This is a genomic window from Klebsiella sp. CN_Kp104, assembly GCF_040064515.1.
GTDB classification, from domain to species: Bacteria; Pseudomonadota; Gammaproteobacteria; order Enterobacterales; family Enterobacteriaceae; genus Klebsiella; species Klebsiella aerogenes.
In genome coordinates this window covers 29,982-47,513 of record NZ_JBEAII010000002.1, presented here as the reverse complement: position 1 = coordinate 47,513, position 17,532 = coordinate 29,982, and the positions used below count along the sequence as shown (strand labels likewise).

At 53.5% G+C, this 17,532-nt stretch carries 19 protein-coding genes and 1 other annotated feature; of the genes, 8 read left to right on the top strand and 11 right to left on the bottom strand.

The features are described from left to right. Nucleotides 1-40: 40 nt before the first annotated feature. Entirely contained in the window at nt 41-1,474 is a 1,434-nt protein-coding gene (locus ABLU80_RS02165) for a gluconate:proton symporter (RefSeq protein ID WP_032714316.1), read from the bottom strand. Nucleotides 1,475-1,751: 277 nt separating this feature from the next. On the opposite strand from ABLU80_RS02165, the gene ABLU80_RS02160 reads away from it, so the two are divergent. The 3 genes from ABLU80_RS02160 to ABLU80_RS02150 are packed head-to-tail and all read left to right on the top strand — an operon-like array spanning nt 1,752 to nt 4,320. Continuing rightward, complete coding sequence (locus ABLU80_RS02160) at nt 1,752-2,666, top strand: LysR family transcriptional regulator (RefSeq protein WP_015705115.1); 915 nt, start codon at nt 1,752-1,754, stop codon at nt 2,664-2,666. Nucleotides 2,667-2,704: 38 nt separating this feature from the next. Beyond that, nucleotides 2,705-3,970: a D-amino acid dehydrogenase gene (locus ABLU80_RS02155; RefSeq protein WP_323128502.1), complete on the top strand. Its 1,266-nt coding sequence runs from the start codon at nt 2,705-2,707 to the stop codon at nt 3,968-3,970. Beyond that, entirely contained in the window at nt 3,967-4,320 is a 354-nt protein-coding gene (locus tag ABLU80_RS02150) for a RidA family protein (protein ID WP_015705113.1), read from the top strand. The genes ABLU80_RS02155 and ABLU80_RS02150 overlap by 4 nt, the downstream gene beginning before the upstream one ends. Before the next feature lie 57 nt (nt 4,321-4,377). Here ABLU80_RS02150 and ihfA read toward each other — a convergent pair whose 3' ends face one another. The 9 genes from ihfA to ABLU80_RS02105 form a co-directional block, all read right to left on the bottom strand. After that, nucleotides 4,378-4,677 (bottom strand): integration host factor subunit alpha, encoded by a 300-nt coding sequence (gene ihfA, locus ABLU80_RS02145; protein WP_015367042.1) that lies wholly within the window; start codon nt 4,675-4,677, stop codon nt 4,378-4,380. 4 nt (nt 4,678-4,681) lie between these two features. Beyond that, on the bottom strand, nt 4,682-7,069 hold the full coding sequence (gene pheT, locus ABLU80_RS02140) for a phenylalanine--tRNA ligase subunit beta (RefSeq protein WP_285177119.1): 2,388 nt from the start codon (nt 7,067-7,069) through the stop codon (nt 4,682-4,684). Nucleotides 7,070-7,084: 15 nt separating this feature from the next. After that, nucleotides 7,085-8,068, bottom strand: coding sequence for a phenylalanine--tRNA ligase subunit alpha (gene pheS / locus ABLU80_RS02135; RefSeq protein WP_015367044.1), 984 nt, complete (start codon nt 8,066-8,068; stop codon nt 7,085-7,087). A gap of 63 nt (nt 8,069-8,131) precedes the next feature. Beyond that, nucleotides 8,132-8,256 (bottom strand) — a sequence feature (Phe leader region). Beyond that, the gene (gene pheM / locus ABLU80_RS02130; RefSeq protein WP_001386830.1) at nt 8,207-8,251 is read right to left on the bottom strand and encodes a pheST operon leader peptide PheM; all 45 of its coding nucleotides are present in this window, start codon (nt 8,249-8,251) and stop codon (nt 8,207-8,209) included. It overlaps the preceding feature by 45 nt. Nucleotides 8,257-8,374: 118 nt before the next feature. Further along, nucleotides 8,375-8,731, bottom strand: a complete 357-nt coding sequence (rplT, locus tag ABLU80_RS02125) for a 50S ribosomal protein L20 (RefSeq protein WP_004102963.1) — start codon at nt 8,729-8,731, stop codon at nt 8,375-8,377. A 50-nt stretch (nt 8,732-8,781) separates the two neighbouring features. Further along, a complete protein-coding gene (gene rpmI, locus ABLU80_RS02120; RefSeq protein WP_001124225.1) occupies nt 8,782-8,979 on the bottom strand; it encodes a 50S ribosomal protein L35 in 198 nt (65 codons plus the stop codon). Between the two features lie 90 nt (nt 8,980-9,069). Next, entirely contained in the window at nt 9,070-9,612 is a 543-nt protein-coding gene (gene infC / locus ABLU80_RS02115) for a translation initiation factor IF-3 (RefSeq protein WP_004189469.1), read from the bottom strand. A gap of 3 nt (nt 9,613-9,615) precedes the next feature. Further along, entirely contained in the window at nt 9,616-11,544 is a 1,929-nt protein-coding gene (gene thrS, locus ABLU80_RS02110) for a threonine--tRNA ligase (RefSeq protein ID WP_015367045.1), read from the bottom strand. A gap of 432 nt (nt 11,545-11,976) precedes the next feature. Beyond that, a complete protein-coding gene (locus tag ABLU80_RS02105; RefSeq protein WP_015705111.1) occupies nt 11,977-12,735 on the bottom strand; it encodes a YdiY family protein in 759 nt (252 codons plus the stop codon). A gap of 357 nt (nt 12,736-13,092) precedes the next feature. Between ABLU80_RS02105 and pfkB the strand changes: the two genes are divergently transcribed. From pfkB to ABLU80_RS02090, 3 genes are all read left to right on the top strand, one after another. Next, the gene (gene pfkB, locus ABLU80_RS02100) at nt 13,093-14,025 is read left to right on the top strand and encodes a 6-phosphofructokinase II (RefSeq protein ID WP_020079097.1); all 933 of its coding nucleotides are present in this window, start codon (nt 13,093-13,095) and stop codon (nt 14,023-14,025) included. A gap of 86 nt (nt 14,026-14,111) precedes the next feature. Continuing rightward, nucleotides 14,112-14,396: a type V toxin-antitoxin system endoribonuclease antitoxin GhoS gene (gene ghoS, locus ABLU80_RS02095; protein WP_015367048.1), complete on the top strand. Its 285-nt coding sequence runs from the start codon at nt 14,112-14,114 to the stop codon at nt 14,394-14,396. Between the two features lie 105 nt (nt 14,397-14,501). After that, nucleotides 14,502-15,362 (top strand): fructosamine kinase family protein, encoded by an 861-nt coding sequence (locus ABLU80_RS02090; RefSeq protein ID WP_015705109.1) that lies wholly within the window; start codon nt 14,502-14,504, stop codon nt 15,360-15,362. Nucleotides 15,363-15,405: 43 nt separating this feature from the next. Here ABLU80_RS02090 and tonB read toward each other — a convergent pair whose 3' ends face one another. Next, the gene (tonB, locus tag ABLU80_RS02085; protein ID WP_348849643.1) at nt 15,406-16,146 is read right to left on the bottom strand and encodes a TonB system transport protein TonB; all 741 of its coding nucleotides are present in this window, start codon (nt 16,144-16,146) and stop codon (nt 15,406-15,408) included. 210 nt (nt 16,147-16,356) lie between these two features. Here tonB and ABLU80_RS02080 point away from each other — a divergent pair, with 210 nt between their 5' ends. Next, the gene (locus ABLU80_RS02080) at nt 16,357-16,653 is read left to right on the top strand and encodes a YciI family protein (protein WP_015367051.1); all 297 of its coding nucleotides are present in this window, start codon (nt 16,357-16,359) and stop codon (nt 16,651-16,653) included. Between the two features lie 160 nt (nt 16,654-16,813). Next, complete coding sequence (locus tag ABLU80_RS02075; protein ID WP_020079098.1) at nt 16,814-17,491, top strand: SOS response-associated peptidase; 678 nt, start codon at nt 16,814-16,816, stop codon at nt 17,489-17,491. Nucleotides 17,492-17,532 lie beyond the last annotated feature (41 nt).

Here is a 17,532-nt window from a genome sequence, read left to right as displayed (position 1 = left end):
GGCGCCAGCGCTCCTCGTGACGCCAGCGTGGGAATGGAATTTACACCAATACCTGGAACAGTAACGCGAAGAGAATGATATTCGCCACCACAATCGCCCAGCCGTTATACAGCATATATTTCAGATGGGTAGACTGCGCCAGCCCCATCTGACCAAACATATCCGAAGAGGGGAATGGGCCAAACCAGTCGACCTGCGAAGAGGCCAGTAACACCGCGGTAGTCCCCTGCGGCGGCACGCCGGCGGCCATTAGCATCGGGCCGAAAATTTTGTGGGTGAAGGTCATCTGCGCCACCGCCGCCCCCGGTACGTGGCCAATAATATTGAAAGCGAAGATGCAAAAGCACAGCCAGGCAGGCGAAATACCTTCCAGCAGCGGCTGGGTATAGTCGAGCAGCCCCTGATAGGCATGAAGGCCATCCATCAGCTCCAGGATCGGGTTATACAGCCAGTAGAGGATAAACATCCACACCAGACGGCCACAACCGTGGTACAGCGCCTGCAGGATCTGCGTCGGACGCAGGCCGCCCACCAGCCCGGTAATCAAGGCCACCAGCAGCATCACGATAATCGCAAAGCTGAATCCGGCTTTGATCACCACGCCAATGACCGCCATCACGATAATCGTTGCCGCGAAGGCCAACGCGCTGAGCTTACGCCGACGCAGCTGCGCGGCGCTCAGTTCCTCTGTTGGCTTCTCCGTGAGATCGACTTCATAGCGCAGTTTACCTTCGGTCATCTTCTGGATCCGCCCCGCCATCACCCAGCCGGCCAGCAGCGTCACCGCGCTCATCGGCAGCCCCACGTACAGCAGATAATCCGGATAGCTCAATCCGCCGAGGCTCAGGATAGTCACGGTGCTGGGGGTAAACGGCCCGGTAAACAATCCCACGGAGCCGGCGGTCATCATCAGCGCGGCCACCGTCGGCGGAGTCAGGCGTACCGCTGCCGCCACCGGGATGATCACCGCGACAATAATCGCGTTACCACCAGCCATCGTCCCCAGCGAGCCGCAGATTAAAATCGAGGACACCACAATGCCAAACTTCACTCGGGTCTGGCTGGACAGGCCGATGCGGTGAACTACAAATTTCACTAACTCAACCGCAGCGCCAGTACGGGTGGCGACTTCGCCAACCCCGGCGCCAAGCATAATAATCAGCCCGACGGTGGCGATAAATGAACCGGTGGATTTCGCCAGCATGGTGCCCATTTCCGGCAACCCGGTGGAGGTCATTATCATGGCGATAATAATTGAAGAAATCACCGCCAGCACAATATCGACACCGACCAGAGACAGCACCGCTAACGCCACTAATGGCGTAAAGCCCAACAGGCCGAGTTCATTACTCGGGCGGCCATGGCACCACCACGCGGTCAACACAAACAGCACCAATAACAGGCCAATAATAACGTTTTTTCTTGTGATATTTCGTCTGGCGAGCGTATTGCCAGCGAGCGTTGAGTCACTCATATAACTCCTTAAAGCCATTAGAACCGACCGCGATTGCAGGTTGGCGTATTCGGGCCTGCTCAGAAAATATCCCCCCTCGTTATCATTATTGGCTTCATGGCCTGAGGGTTTGTAGGGTACAAAGGGAATGGTTCTGAGAACGTAAAAGACCGCCTGAAGACGGTACCAGCAGCACAATATGTAACCGGAGCGCTGATTGGCGATTAAATTTATGTTAATTTAGTGTTAGTAGAAAATGACTTTTTATCGGCAAGCTATAACCCTGAGTTAACTGTTCATGAAACTGCGCCATCTGGAAATCTTCTACGCCGTGATGACTTGCGGCTCTCTTTCACGTGCGGCGGAATCGCTGAATATCTCCCAGCCGGCCGCCAGTAAAGCGTTAAAAAACGCCGAGCTTAAGCTCGGTTTTAAGCTGTTTCAGCGGGTACGGGGTAAGCTGCTGCCAAGTAGCGAAGCGCTCACACTTTTTGAAAAAGCGCAGAGCATTTATCAGGATCTCGATAACCTGCGCCTGCTGGCGGATAATCTGGCCCGCGATCCGCGCGCCAAAATTACCTTAGGCTGTTTACCAAGCCTCGGATTAAGCCTGGTGCCGGAGCTGGTGACCGATTTTTATCAACAAAACAGTAATCTGGTGATGACCTTAACCACCGAGCATACTGAGACGCTGGTCAAGAAATTGGATCTGCGCGAAATAGATTTAGCGCTGACGCTGCAGCCGGTCCAGCAGGGGGAGATCATCACCACCCTGATTGCCGAAGTGCCGCTGGTCTATATCGACCGCGACTACCGACAAGGCGCGGTGGACATCAAAGAGATCGATCAGCAGCGCTGGATCTCGCCGGGGCCGCATTCGCTCTCTGCCGCCATCGCCACCCGCCGTGATTTTTCCACTACCCGGCTTAATGTACAGACCTACTACATGGCCACCGAGTTCGTGAAGCGCGGTATCGGCTGCAGCATCACCGATATCTTTTCGGCGCGACATAATCTGTCGCCGGAGATGATTCACCCGATTACGCCGCCAATGAAAATCAACCTTTGCCTGCTGCGTCGCGCCGATGTTTCGCTCAGCCCAATCACACAGAAATTTGTCGATTTTCTGTGTAAACAGCTGCGTCAACAGCTCAAAGAAATTAACCTGCAGTTATACCCTGACCATAAAAAGTCAATTGCGCCGCTGGGGTAAATGCTTTGACATAACCGCAAGATATTTATCAGCGGTGGATATATCAGGTTATGAAAAAACGCATTGTGATTATCGGCGGCGGCGTGGTAGGGCTGGCCACCGCCTGGGTATTAATTAAGAGCGGACACCAGGTGCAGCTACTGGAGCGCAACGCCGAGCCGGGCAGCGCCACAAGTTTCGCCAACGGCGGGCAATTAAGCTACCGCTACGTGGCGCCGCTTGCCGACCGTGGCGTCCCCCTGCAGGGGATTAAATGGATGGGCAAAGCCGATTCGCCGCTGAATATGCGCCTGCAAATGTCTTTCCAGCAGTGGCGCTGGCTGTTGCAGTTCCTGCGCGCCTGCAATAGCCAAAGCAACAAAATTAACGGCGATCATATTTTGCGTTTATCACTGCTCAGCCGTCAGGTTATGCAGTCGTGGCTTGATGAAGATAATCTTGCTGATTTTCACTGGCGGCGTAGCGGTAAACTCATTATCCATCGCCGGGAGTACGACTTTCATAAAGCGGCAAAAGGGATTAATCCCCAGTATCAGCATGCCCTGAGTGCCGAAGCCTGCCTGCAGCTGGAACCGGCGCTGAAACACATCAGCCATTCGCTACAAGGCGGGATTTATTCACCGGGAGATGAAACGGCAGACTGCCATAAATTCTGCCTCGCCCTGCTCGACAAACTCAATGCCAGCAGCAACTTCAGCCTGCTCACCCACTGCGAGGTGCTGCGGCTCAATAAGCGCGACGGGCGTATCAGTTCGCTTGAGACCAGCCGCGGTACAATAACCGGCGATGATTATGTCGTCGCCGCCGGCAACGGTAGCGGCCCACTGCTGGGTCATCTGGGCGTGCGCGTGCCGCTGTGCGCGCTGAAGGGATACAGCCTGACCCTTCCCTACCCTAAAGAGGCCGGGATCGCGCCGGATATCAGCGTGACTGACTACGGACACAAAATCGTTTACGCCCGCCTGGGCGATCGGTTACGCATCGCGGCGATGGTGGATATCGGCTACGACGGTGAAGAAATACGGGATAGCCGCGTTCAGGCGCTGAAAAATATCGTCGCGAACAGCTTCCCCGATCTGCAGGGGCTGGATGAGGCTGAAGCCTGGACCGGTATGCGCCCGTCGACGCCAGCGGGCCCACCGATGCTGGGGCGCGCCGGATACCAGAATCTGTGGATGAATCTCGGCCAGGGTAGCCTTGGTTTTACGCTCGCGGCCGGCAGCGCCGTGATACTGGGAGCACTCCTCGATGGCGAAGCGCCGGCAATTTCTTTAGATGGTCTGACATGGAAACAATCCGCATGACAATTATTCGTAATAATCCGCAACCCCGACTTTCCGCCAGCGTCGAGTACGGCAACCTGGTGTTTCTCTCCGGCCAAACGCCGAAAAGCAGCGCTGATGATATTGCGCTGCAAACCCGCGAAGTACTGGAGAAGCTCGACGCCCTGCTGGTCGCCGCCGGTAGCGACAAGCAGCACATCCTTTCCGCACAGATCTGGCTTAAAGATATCTCACGCGATTTTGCCGCGTTTAATGAGGTCTGGGTGGCGTGGATGCCGGAAGGCCATAGCCCGGCGCGGGCGGCCGTTCAGGCCGAGATGGCGCGGCCCGACATCCTGGTGGAAATCATGGTCACCGCCGTAAAAGCGTAAGATAAAACAGGTAAGAAAAAAGGCCGCATAGCGGCCTTTTTAATTAGTCAGTCCAGATTATTTCTCTCTGGGTGAAGCGTTTTCGACACGGCTTTTTAACTTCTGTCCGGGTCTGAAGGTCACCACACGCCGGGCTGTAATGGGAATATCTTCCCCCGTTTTCGGGTTACGTCCCGGGCGTTGGTTCTTATCACGCAAATCGAAGTTGCCAAACCCGGAGAGTTTTACCTGTTCTCCGTTTTCCAGAGCACGACGGATCTCTTCGAAAAACAACTCTACCAGTTCTTTGGCATCCCGCTTGCTAAGCCCAAGCTTATCAAACAGATATTCTGACATTTCAGCTTTTGTAAGCGCCATAGGTTCAATCCCTCAATGATGCCTGGAATCGCTCTCTTAATGCCTCTACACATTTGGCAACGGTAGCGGCAATCTCCTCTTCTTCGAGTGTACGGCTGGTATCCTGAAGGATCAGGCTAATCGCAAGGCTCTTAAAGCCTTCCGCCACACCCTTACCACGGTACACGTCAAATAAGTTTACGCCAACTACCTGATTTACGCCAACTTTCTTACATTCGGCCAAAACATCGGCTGCAGGGACGTTTTCCGCGACCAGTACCGCGATATCGCGACGGTTTGCCGGGAAGCGAGAAATTTCGCGCGCCTGAGGCACCACGCGGTCTGCAAGCTTGTTCCACTCGATTTCGAACACCAGAGTGCGGCCGTTGAGATCCAGTTTACGTTCCAGTTCCGGATGAACAACCCCAATGAAACCAATGCGTTCACCTTTCAGATAAATCGCCGCGGATTGTCCCGGATGCAGTGCGGTAGCCGCTTCTGCGCGGAATTCGATATCGGCTAATTTACCGGTCAGATCAAGAACAGATTCCAGATCGCCTTTTAAATCATAGAAATCGACGGTTTCTTTTGCCAGGTTCCAGTGTTCTTCGTAGCGGTTACCGCTAATCACCCCGGCCAGCATCACATCCTGACGAATGCCCAGCGGCGCCTGCGTATCCGGCACGAAGCGCAGACCGCTCTCAAAGATGCGCACGCGGCTCTGTTGACGGTTCTGGTTGTAGACGACGGTGCCCAACAGACCGGTCCACAGCGACAGACGCATTGCCGACATTTCGCTGGAGATCGGGCTTGGCAGAATCAGCGCCTCTTCACCGGCGTGGATTAGCTGCTGTACTTTCGGGTCAACGAAGCTGTAGGTAATCACTTCCTGATAACCTTTGTCGTTCAGCAGCGTTTTCACGCGCTTCAGCGACAGATCCGCTTCACGGTGGGTTCCCATAATCAGACCCGCCTGTACCGGCTCGTCAGGAATGTTGTTGTAGCCGTAGACGCGGGCCACTTCTTCAACCAGATCTTCTTCGATCTCCATATCGAAACGCCAGCTTGGCGCAACGGCCTGCCACTGGTCCTGACCAACGGTCACTTCGCAACCCAGACGCTGCAGAATGTCGCTGACCTGCGCGTCATCGATATGATGGCCGATCAGGCGATCCAGCTTGTTACGGCGCAGGGTGATGGTGGCGCGTTTTGGCAGCGTCTCTTCGTTGGTTACATCGATAATCGGGCCGGCTTCACCGCCGCACAGGTCGATCAGCAGACGGGTCGCACGCTCCAGCGCTTTATACTGCAGAGCTGGATCGACGCCGCGCTCGTAGCGATGGGATGCATCGGTGTGCAGGCCATGACGGCGCGCGCGACCGGTGATAGACAGCGGGCTGAAGAACGCGCATTCCAACAGCACGTTCTGGGTTTCATCGTTAACGCCGGAATGTTCGCCGCCGAAGATACCACCCATCGCCAGCGCTTTCTTATGGTCAGCAATAACCAGCGTATCGCTATCGAGCTTAGCTTCAGAGCCGTCCAGCAGCACCAGCGTTTCGCCCTCTTTCGCCATCCGCACCACGATACCGCCTTCAATGCGGTCGCGGTCAAAGGCATGCATCGGCTGGCCCAGTTCAAGCAGCACGTAGTTGGTCACGTCAACCACCGCATCAATAGAACGGATACCGCAGCGACGCAGTTTTTCTTTCATCCACAGCGGGGTCGGCGCTTTGACGTTGATGCCTTTCACCACGCGGCCCAGATAACGCGGGCACGCCTGCGGCGCCTCAACCTGAATCGGCAGCACGTCGTCAATGGTCGCGGCAACCGGAGTGATTTCCGGCGCGTTCAGCGGCGCTTTGTTCAGCACAGCGACATCGCGCGCCACGCCGATAATACCCAGGCAGTCGGCGCGGTTTGGCGTAACGCTGATTTCGATGGTGTTGTCGTCAAGCTTGAGGTATTCGCGAATGTCGGTACCAATCGGCGCATCGGCCGGCAGTTCGATGATACCGCTATGATCGTCGGAAATACCCAGCTCGGAGAAAGAGCACAGCATCCCTTCTGACGGTTCACCGCGCAGTTTCGCCGCTTTAATTTTAAAATCGCCCGGCAGTACGGCGCCAATGGTCGCGACGGCCACCTTCAGGCCCTGACGGCAGTTTGGCGCGCCGCAGACGATGTCCAGCAGACGCTCGCCGCCGACATTGACTTTAGTAACGCGCAGTTTGTCAGCATTCGGATGCTGGCCGCACTCGACCACTTCACCGACGACCACGCCGTTGAAGCTACCGGCCACCGGCTCAACGCCGTCAACTTCCAGGCCCGCCATGGTAATCTGATCGGACAGCGCTTCGCTGTCGATCGCCGGGTTAACCCATTCGCGTAACCACAGTTCACTGAATTTCATTGTTCTGTCCTGCCCTTATTTAAACTGTTTGAGGAAACGCAGATCGTTTTCGAAGAATGCGCGCAAATCGGTCACGCCATAACGCAGCATGGTCAGACGCTCCATGCCCATGCCGAAGGCGAAGCCGGAGTAAACTTCCGGATCGATGCCGACGTTACGCAGTACGTTCGGGTGCACCATGCCGCAGCCCAGTACTTCCAGCCATTTACCGTTTTTACCCATCACGTCAACTTCTGCAGACGGCTCGGTGAACGGGAAGTAGGACGGACGGAAGCGTACCTGCAGATCTTCTTCGAAGAAGTTATTCAGGAAATCGTGCAGGGTACCTTTCAGATTGGTGAAGCTGATGTTCTTATCAACAATCAGACCTTCCATCTGATGGAACATCGGGGTGTGGGTCTGATCGTAATCGTTACGATAGACGCGGCCCGGCGCGATAATACGAATTGGCGGCTGCTGGTTTTCCATGGTGCGGATCTGCACGCCAGAAGTCTGAGTACGCAGCAGACGGGTCGCATCGAACCAGAAGGTATCATGGTCGGCGCGCGCCGGATGGTGACCCGGAATGTTAAGCGCATCGAAGTTATGATAGTCATCTTCGATTTCCGGGCCAGTCGCCACGGTAAAGCCGAGTTCGCCGAAGAAGTTTTCGATACGATCGATGGTGCGGGTAACCGGATGTAAACCGCCGTTTTCGATGCGGCGACCCGGCAGCGAGACGTCGATGGTCTCTGCCGCCAGACGGGCATTGAGCGCGGCGCCTTCCAGCTCAGCCTTACGCGCGTTCAGCGCCTGCTGCACCTGCTCTTTCGCTTCGTTAATGACCGCCCCCGCTGCCGGGCGCTCTTCCGGCGGCAACTCACGCAGGGTGGTCATTTGCAGGGTCAGATGCCCTTTTTTACCCAGATATTCAACGCGGACGTTGTCCAGCGCGGCAACATCTGATGCCTCGTTAATGGCTGCCTTGGCACTGGCAACCAGCTCTGCGAGATGTGACATGGTTTTCCTCATTATGTCGGTGCAGACACCGGTTTTAGTGAAATAAATATCCCGAATCTATATACGAAAAAAGCCTCCACAGGGGAGGCTTTCTGGCGCTGTTTTCCGTTTCTTCTTTCACGCGCTAGCCTCCTGAGTTCAGGTGCTAAAGTAAAAAAAGAAGCGGAAAATAGCAGCATTCATGCTTGCATTACCTTGTCTGGTAAGAAATGTCAGACCTGTATTGAAAAGCCTGCACGGATAAAAGTCAATGTATTGATAGTGTTGAAACGAAAAGAGGGAGACAAGCTCCCTCTTTCAACTGGCTTATGCCAGAGCTGCTTTCGCTTTTTCGACCAGAGCGGTGAACGCTAATTTGTCGAATACGGCGATGTCAGCCAGGATCTTACGGTCGATTTCAACAGAGGCTTTTTTCAGGCCGTTGATGAATTTGCTGTAAGAAATACCGTTCTGACGTGCTGCTGCGTTGATACGCGCAATCCACAGTTGGCGGAACTGACGCTTTTTCTGACGACGGTCACGATAAGCGTACTGACCAGCTTTGATAACAGCCTGGAAGGCAACGCGGTATACGCGAGAACGCGCACCGTAGTAACCTTTAGCTTGTTTCAAAATTTTCTTGTGACGTGCACGGGCAACTACACCACGTTTTACGCGAGCCATATGTGCTCTCCTGTATCTATTCTAATTAAAAAGTTAAAAGGGTTAACGACTTATGCGTACGGCAGGCACGCGATTACCAGGCCCAGATCGCCTTTGGAAACCATGGCTTTCGGACGCAGGTGACGTTTACGCTTGGTAGCTTTTTTGGTCAGAATGTGACGCAGGTTAGCGTGCTTGTGCTTAAAACCACCTTTACCGGTTTTTTTGAAGCGCTTTGCAGCACCGCGTACGGTCTTAATTTTTGGCATTTTAATAACTTCCACTTCGCATTGTTAATAAACGAAACAAAGGCGAACAAACCAGTGAGCCGAAGCCCACCGGAATGTTACTTGATGGCCTTACTGTTTCTTCTTCGGAGCGAGCACCATGATCATCTGGCGGCCTTCGATCTTCGTTGGGAAGGATTCGACTACTGCCAGTTCAACCAGATCGTCTTTCACGCGATTAAGCACTTCCATACCGATCTGTTGGTGGGCCATCTCACGACCGCGGAAACGCAGCGTGATCTTGGCCTTATCGCCATCTTCGAGAAAGCGAATCAGGCTGCGGAGTTTTACCTGATAGTCACCTTCATCAGTACCAGGGCGGAATTTAATTTCCTTAACCTGGATAACTTTCTGCTTCTTCTTCTGTTCCTTAGAAGACTTACTCTTTTCATAAAGGAACTTGCCGTAGTCCATGATACGACAAACTGGCGGTTCGGCGTTAGGGCTGATTTCAACTAAATCTACTCCAGCCTCTTCAGCCTTTTCGATAGCTTCTCTCAGACTCACAATACCCAGCTGCTCACCTTCCAGACCAGTTAAGCGAACTTCCTGGGCGCGAATCTCGCCATTAATACGATTCGGACGTGCCGTTTGAACTCGTTTTCCGCCTTTAATACCTTATTCCTCCAGTTGTTGAAGACTGCGGCTGCGAATCTCTTGTTGCAGCTTCTCGATCACTTCATTTACGTCCATGCTGCCGAGGTCTTTACCGCGACGGGTACGCACGGCCACTTTGCCGGCTTCGACTTCTTTGTCGCCACAGACCAACATATACGGGACACGACGTAAAGTGTGCTCGCGGATTTTAAAGCCAATCTTCTCATTTCTCAAGTCCGCTTTTACGCGAATGCCCGCATTTTGTAGTTTACGCGTCAATTCATTAACGTATTCAGACTGAGAATCAGTAATATTCATGACCACTACCTGCACTGGCGCAAGCCAGGTTGGGAAGAAGCCAGCGAACTCTTCGGTCAGGATGCCGATGAAGCGCTCCAGCGAACCGAGAATCGCGCGGTGAATCATTACTGGTACCTGGCGCTCGTTGTTTTCGCCAACATAAGAGGCGCTTAAACGCTGCGGCAGGGAGAAGTCCAGCTGTACAGTACCGCACTGCCATGCACGATCGAGGCAGTCATACAGGGTAAATTCAATTTTCGGGCCGTAGAACGCCCCTTCGCCCAATTGATATTCAAATGGGATGTTGTTTTCTTCCAGCGCCACCGCCAGATCCGCTTCCGCGCGATCCCAGGTCTCATCGCTACCGATACGTTTTTCCGGGCGAGTAGACAGCTTGACGACGATTTTCTCGAAGCCAAAGGTGCTGTACATATCATAAACCATACGAATACAGGCGTTCACTTCATCGCGAACCTGATCTTCAGTACAGAAGATATGCGCATCATCCTGAGTAAAGCCGCGAACGCGCATCAGACCATGCAGCGCGCCCGACGGCTCGTTACGGTGGCAGCTACCGAATTCAGCCATACGCAGCGGCAGATCGCGGTAAGATTTCAACCCCTGGTTGAAGATCTGCACGTGACCCGGGCAGTTCATCGGCTTAATGCAGTATTCACGGTTCTCGGAAGAGGTGGTGAACATCGCATCTTTGTAGTTGTCCCAGTGGCCGGTTTTTTCCCACAGCACACGGTCCATCATGAACGGGCCTTTAACTTCCTGATACTGATACTCTTTCAGTTTCGAACGAACGAAAGTTTCCAGTTCACGGAAGATAGTCCAGCCATCATTGTGCCAGAACACCATACCCGGCGCTTCTTCCTGCATATGATACAGGTCAAGCTGTTTACCAATTTTACGGTGGTCACGCTTAGCGGCTTCTTCCAGACGCTGCAGGTAGGCGTTCAGCGCTTTTTTATCTGCCCAGGCGGTGCCGTAGATACGCTGCAACATTTTATTGTTGCTGTCGCCACGCCAGTACGCGCCAGCGGTTTTCATCAGTTTGAAGTGATGGCAGAAACGCATATTCGGTACGTGCGGACCGCGGCACATATCGATATATTCTTCGTGATGATACAAGCCTGGCTTATCATCATGGCCGATGTTTTCGTCAAGAATAGAAACTTTATAGGGTTCGCCGCGCTTCACGAAGGTTTCACGCGCTTCGTGCCAGCTGACTTTCTTCTTGATGACATCGTAGTTTTTCTCGGCGAGCTCGTGCATACGTTTTTCGAGCGCGTCGATGTCTTCCTGAGTCAGGGTGTGGTCCAGATCGACATCATAGTAAAAACCGTTGTCGACAACCGGGCCAATGGCCATTTTAGTGTTCGGCCACAGCTGTTTGATCGCATGACCTAACAGATGAGCGCAGGAGTGACGAATGATCTCCAGACCGTCTTCATCTTTTGCGGTGATAATAGAAAGCGTGGAGTCAGTTTCGATCGGGTCGCAGGCGTCAACCAGCTCACCGTTTACACGTCCGGCGATGGTGGCTTTCGCCAGGCCTGGACCGATATCCAGAGCGACATCCATCGGGCTAACTGCGTGGTCGAAATGGCGTTGGCTGCCATCAGGAAGCGTAATTACAGGCATTTTATGTCCTTATTTGCAGTGGTGCCCCGCACGAAAGAGCACATACAAAACAATATAATCATAATTATCAACGAGTTGTGGCTCAGCTCCCGCTTCACTCTGCGAAAATATGAGTACGCCCGTCTATCTATTGAACCGCCCTCACCTGCAGCCGCTCGTTGATAACACCGAGGGTTAGTGTACACATCATTACTGCGCGATTAAAGTCGCAATAACTAAATGGTTATTCTTCTTTTAAATAGCAAGGGGCGATAACAATTTGTCGAGGCAATTCCCGCTTAAACCACGCGGTTAATTAACCGATCAATTACCTGAAATGAAGAGATAAATACCACCACCGCTAAAAAGCGAAATGAAAAAATCATCCGTTATAGTGAGAATTCATATCCGGCAGGAAATAACAGGAATCAGGCCGGTTGCCCGGCCTGAAAATTACATTTTATAACCAAGCGATAAGGTAGTGCGGCGGTCGGTATGCTCCGGCGCCGAGGCCGGCGGCTGGGAGTTCCACGTCAGGTTATAGGCGACACGCAGCGCAAAGTGGGCGTTGATAGCCACGTTTAATGCGCTTTCCGAGTTCAGCGTCGTATCTTCAGCGCCGAATACCGAAACCCCTTGAGTAAATTTGGCGTTATCGGTCATCTGCCATGCCCAGGTGCCGGAGGCGTACCCCAGCGGCTGAGTTTCGTTATCGCCATCAGTGTATTCGTCGTAACGCACGCCCGGACCAAATTCAAAACGCAAGCTGTGAACCGGGCCGTTGAGGATCTGGCGACCATAACCGGCAGTCAGCACGTCGCGCTGTTGATAGCCGTTGTAGCGATCGGTCAGCCAGCTGGCCTGGCCAAATACATAGTTCATATCGGTCAGGTTATAACGACTACGGCCGCCCACGGCATATTTCTCCGAAGAGCGTTGATCGTTAGAGGACGTGTTGCTCGCATTGCCCCACAGTGACCAGGCCGTGGTATCGCCGTACCAGGTCAGCGTGGAGTCAGCGGTCATTGAGGAGCTTTTCGTGTTGCCGGACTGAGCGAGATAACCCGCATTCACAGCACCTTCGAAAGGTTTTTTGGCAGTAGAAGGGTCATCCATGACGGTAAAAACGGAATCATCGGCCAGTGCGTTTACAGACGCAAAAAGCCCCCCCGCCAGCAATGCCGCTGCGGGTACTGTCTTCAAAAGCTTCATTATAACTCTCTAAAATACATATCTTCAGGACAGTACAAATGATGAATGGACCAGCGATCCCTTCATTTAATTTAGAGTCCGTACAACATTTAAGGAGACCAGGCAGGTCCCGGAAACTTTCGCGAGGCGCGCTGAATGCGAGTCCTAAGAAAGGCGCTTGATTATAAAAAAGCACGAATAACTTAGCAATCAGTTGCTATTTCGTTTTTTGAATAAGACGGTTCCCAAAACAATCTTTATTTCATAAAGATAAAAACCCAGACATCTTTGTAAATCCATCGTCCGCCCCGCTTCCCCTCACTCCATTTCAGTGCCATGCTTAAAAAAGCAGCTTTATTCGTATTAAGGAGGAACAGGATGACCAAAATTTATACGCTCACGCTGGCCCCATCACTCGATAGCGCAACGCTGACACCGCAAATATACCCTGAAGGCAAGTTACGCTGTAGCGCACCGGTATTCGAACCCGGAGGCGGCGGGATCAACGTCGCCCGGGCCATTACCTTTCTGGGCGGTAAAGCGACGGCGATTTTCCCGGTTGGGGGTGCCACCGGCGAGCATCTTACCGCCCTGATGGCTGATGAGCAGGTCCCGGTCGAAACAATAGAAACCCGCGACTGGACGCGGCAGAACTTACATGTGCATGTCGATGCCAGCGGCGAACAATATCGCTTTGTCATGCCCGGCGCGGCGCTAACCGAAGATGAGTTCCGTCGCCTGGAAGAGAAAGTACTCGCGATTGAGCCCGGTTCTCTGCTGGTTATCAGCGGCAGTCTGCCGCCCGGAATCAGCGTCGAACATCTGACTCAACTGGTAAAAAACGCGCAGCAGCACGGGCTACGTTGCATCATCGACAGCTCCGGCGATGCGCTGGCCGCCGCGCTGGATGTCGGCAACATCGAGCTGGTCAAACCGAACCAGAAAGAGCTTAGCGCGCTGGTACAGCGCGACCTCAGCCAACCTGACGACGTGCGTAATGCCGCGCTGGAACTAATCCGCTCCGGAAAAGTACGCCGGGTTGTGGTTTCGCTGGGTCCGCAGGGGGCGCTGGGAGTTGATGCCACCGGCAGCGTACAGGTGGTGCCGCCACCGATGAAAAGCCAGAGCACCGTTGGCGCGGGTGACAGTATGGTCGGCGCAATGACGCTACGTCTGGCGGAACATGCCTCGCTTGAGGATATGGTCCGCTTTGGCGTTGCCGCAGGTAGTGCCGCCACGATTAACCACGGCACCCGCCTGTGTTCATTAACCAACACGCAGAAAATCTACGATTACCTTTGTGGCCGCTAGTCTCGTCCCCCTTCACCCGGGTGAAGGGGGTCAATTCGCTACCATGGTCTATGCTAGAAATTCCATGCATAACAACAGAGTGAAAAATGAGCAACGATATTACCGCGCACGTGATCACCGTTAAGTTCCAGGAACAAGCGCTGACTGAGATTAACGAGCTCAGCAATCATTTCATTCGCGCAGGCTTCGTCCTGACGCTCAACGACGATGATGGCAAAACCCATGATTTAGGTACCAACACATTTGGCCTGCTGAGCGCGCAAAGCCCCGAAGACGTTCGGGCATTAAGCGCAGGTCTCGCGGAAGCCGCTTTAGGCAGGCCGGCAGAGATCGCCATCACCACATTTAGCGAATGGTTAAAAGCTCAATAAGTGCGATCGCCATCGTGGAAGACGTCAGTTGTGCGTTAGCTCGAACTTTACGGCCAGGTTATACGCTAACCTTATGATATGGTGGAAAACATGGGGAGAGACAGCATGTGGCAAGCTATTAGCAATTTGTTAAGCGAGCAGCACACTGACGGCGCTGAAATCGAACTGCGCAACGAGCTACCCGGCGGAGAGATCCATGCCGCCTGGCATTTACGTTTTGGCGGAAAAGATTATTTCGTCAAATGCGATGAACGCGAACTGCTCCCCATTTTTACCGCGGAGGCGGACCAGCTGGAGCTGCTCTCGCGCTGTAAAACCGTCAGCGTTCCGCAGGTTTTTGCCGTCGGCAGCGACCGGGATTACAGTTTTCTGGTGATGGAATATTTGCCGCCGCGACCGCTGGACGCGCATAACGCGTTTCTGCTTGGTCAGCAAATCGCCCATTTACATCAGTGGAGCGACCAGCCGCAGTTTGGCCTTGATTTTGACAACGATCTGTCGACGACCCCGCAGCCGAATGCCTGGCAGCGCCGCTGGTCAACGTTTTTCGCTGAACAACGCATTGGCTGGCAGCTGGAGCTAGCGGCGGAAAAAGGACTGCACTTCGGCGATATCGACAACATTGTCGAAAGTGTACAGCAGCGGCTCAGCAGCCATCAGCCGCAGCCTTCTTTATTACATGGCGACTTGTGGTCCGGGAACTGCGCGCTAGGGCCCAATGGGCCGTATATTTTCGATCCGGCATGTTATTGGGGCGATCGCGAATGCGATCTGGCAATGCTGCCTCTGCATCCGGAACAACCGCCGCAGATTTACGATGGCTATCAGTCGGTCTCGCCGCTGCCCGCTGGTTTCCTTGAACGGCAACCGATTTACCAGCTATACACTTTACTTAATCGGGCAATTCTGTTCGGCGGTCAGCACCTGGTCACCGCGCAAAAAGCGCTCGATGAAGCCCTGCAATAGGCGTAAAAAAAGGCCCTCAAAAGGGCCTTTTTCATCAGCGAGCTTAATCCATTTTTACGCCGTTTAAGCGGAATTTGATATTCATCGTCAAACCAGTGCCCGGCCTGCCTGCCTCGTAGCGCCATTTGCGCATCGCGGTTTTGACATCACGCTCAAACATATTGGCCGGCTTCGCAGAGAGTATCTGGATATTCTCCACCCGACCATCGGCGGTGACATCAAATTTCACGCGCACGTCACCTTCAATACGCAGCGCCTGCGCACGTTGCGGGTAAGACGGGTCGCCGCGTTTCAACGCTTTAGGACCGCTCGGCGCGGTGGTCATCGGTTTTGCCGTTGCCGCCGTGGTACTCGGGGCAGTACGCGCAGGCGCCGTATTGTTATTCTCAAACGGCGAGACCGGGCGCGGCTCAGCGGGCTTCACCTCGCGTTTCGGCTCGGCTTTTTTCTCCGGCTTAGGCTTTGGTTTCGGCTTGGGTTTGGGCTTCGGCTCCGGTTTGTGGATAACCACTGGTGCCTCTTTTGGCGGCTCAGGCACCACTTCAGGCTCCGGTTCCGGCTCCGGTTCAACAACGGGTTCAACGACCGGCTGCGCCGCCTGCGGAGGCTCTAAATCCGCCGGCGCCACCATCGTGATTTCGATTGGCTGTGAAGGCGAAGGCTTTTCAATAACCTGATGTACCGAGGTATAAAGCAACCCCGCCACAACGGCACCGTGGATAGCCACGGACAGCAGCGTTGGCCACGGAAAGCGGCGAGGTAAATCAAGGGTCATTGCGCTCATAGTCGTTTCTGTTGAAAAATGATGCCCTGATTTTAAATGCAAATAGCAATCATATTCAATAAGACGTGTTATCTTGCATCAAATTTTGCCTCGTTTTGTGGAAAAAAACCGGCGTGCCGTGGCATGCTAAAGGCGTGCGCATCTTACATTGCTGCCCATAACGCTTTCACGTCACGTGATTTGCCTATTTTTTGATTAAGGAGCCTTGCCGTGCTTTACGTCATCTACGCAGAAGATATCGCCGATTCTCTGGAAAAACGCCAGGCGGTGCGCCCTGCCCATCTGGCGCGCCTACAACTATTACATGATGAAGGCCGTTTACTGACCGCAGGCCCGATGCCCGCGGTGGATAGCAATGAACCTGGCGCGGCAGGATTTAGCGGCTCAACGGTTATCGCAGAATTTGAATCGCTGGAAGCGGCGCAGTCCTGGGCCAACGATGACCCCTATATCGCCGCGGGCGTCTATCAGCACGTCTCGGTGAAACCTTACAAGAAAGTATTTTAGTTAAGCAAATTAGCTAGTTAATATCAGTAAGATATACCAATCATAATATAGCGATCATTCTGTAAAGGACGCATTTAGGTACACTAAGTGCAGAATGGTCGCCCTTCCTTGGATCCTCGATACGTCTTCTATACTTTCAGTCTGACCACTGGAGGTTGATATGTGCGGACGCTTCTCCCAGTCAATGACCCGTGAAGATTATCTTTCCTGTCTTGCCGATGAAGCCGATCGTGACATCGCATATGACCCGGAGCCGATTGGTCGATACAACGTCGCGCCCGGTACCAAAGTTTTGCTTCTGAGCGAACGCGATGAACAATTGCATATCGATCCTGTCTACTGGGGTTATGCGCCAGGATGGTGGGATAAACCACCTCTGATTAACGCACGCGTCGAAACGGCGGCCACCAGCAGGATGTTTAAGCCGCTATGGCAACATGACCTGGCGATCTGCTTTGCTGATGGTTGGTTCGAATGGAAGAAAGAAGGCGACAAGAAGCAGCCCTACTTTATCCATCGTGCCGATGGCCAGCCGATATTCATGGCAGCAATCGGAAGCACACCATTTGAACGCGGAGATGAAGCCGAAGGTTTTCTGATCGTCACTGCAGCAGCAGATAAAGGGCTGGTAGATATTCACGACCGCCGGCTGCTTGTACTTTCACCAGAAGCAGCCAGGGAATGGATGAGACAGGATACAGGAGGGAAAGAAGCCGAAGAAATAGCTGAGGACGGTTCCGTGTCAGTTGACCATTTTACATGGTTCCCTGTTTCCCGGGCCGTGGGTAACGTTAAAAACCAGGGGCCAGAATTAATCGAGGCTATTGAGCGCCTATAAATTGATAATGTCCGAAATATGCCAGTAGCAGACATTGCTTT

Coding starts and splice junctions, on each gene's coding strand:
- ABLU80_RS02165 (WP_032714316.1), bottom strand. CDS start 1,474: ATGAGTGACTCAACGCTCGCTGGCAATACGCTCGCCAGACGAAATATC.
- ABLU80_RS02160 (WP_015705115.1), top strand. CDS start 1,752: ATGAAACTGCGCCATCTGGAAATCTTCTACGCCGTGATGACTTGCGGC.
- ABLU80_RS02150 (WP_015705113.1), top strand. CDS start 3,967: ATGACAATTATTCGTAATAATCCGCAACCCCGACTTTCCGCCAGCGTC.
- ihfA (WP_015367042.1), bottom strand. CDS start 4,677: ATGGCGCTTACAAAAGCTGAAATGTCAGAATATCTGTTTGATAAGCTT.
- pheT (WP_285177119.1), bottom strand. CDS start 7,069: ATGAAATTCAGTGAACTGTGGTTACGCGAATGGGTTAACCCGGCGATC.
- pheS (WP_015367044.1), bottom strand. CDS start 8,068: ATGTCACATCTCGCAGAGCTGGTTGCCAGTGCCAAGGCAGCCATTAAC.
- rplT (WP_004102963.1), bottom strand. CDS start 8,731: ATGGCTCGCGTAAAACGTGGTGTAGTTGCCCGTGCACGTCACAAGAAA.
- rpmI (WP_001124225.1), bottom strand. CDS start 8,979: ATGCCAAAAATTAAGACCGTACGCGGTGCTGCAAAGCGCTTCAAAAAA.
- thrS (WP_015367045.1), bottom strand. CDS start 11,544: ATGCCTGTAATTACGCTTCCTGATGGCAGCCAACGCCATTTCGACCAC.
- ABLU80_RS02105 (WP_015705111.1), bottom strand. CDS start 12,735: ATGAAGCTTTTGAAGACAGTACCCGCAGCGGCATTGCTGGCGGGGGGG.
- pfkB (WP_020079097.1), top strand. CDS start 13,093: ATGACCAAAATTTATACGCTCACGCTGGCCCCATCACTCGATAGCGCA.
- ghoS (WP_015367048.1), top strand. CDS start 14,112: ATGAGCAACGATATTACCGCGCACGTGATCACCGTTAAGTTCCAGGAA.
- ABLU80_RS02090 (WP_015705109.1), top strand. CDS start 14,502: ATGTGGCAAGCTATTAGCAATTTGTTAAGCGAGCAGCACACTGACGGC.
- tonB (WP_348849643.1), bottom strand. CDS start 16,146: ATGAGCGCAATGACCCTTGATTTACCTCGCCGCTTTCCGTGGCCAACG.
- ABLU80_RS02075 (WP_020079098.1), top strand. CDS start 16,814: ATGTGCGGACGCTTCTCCCAGTCAATGACCCGTGAAGATTATCTTTCC.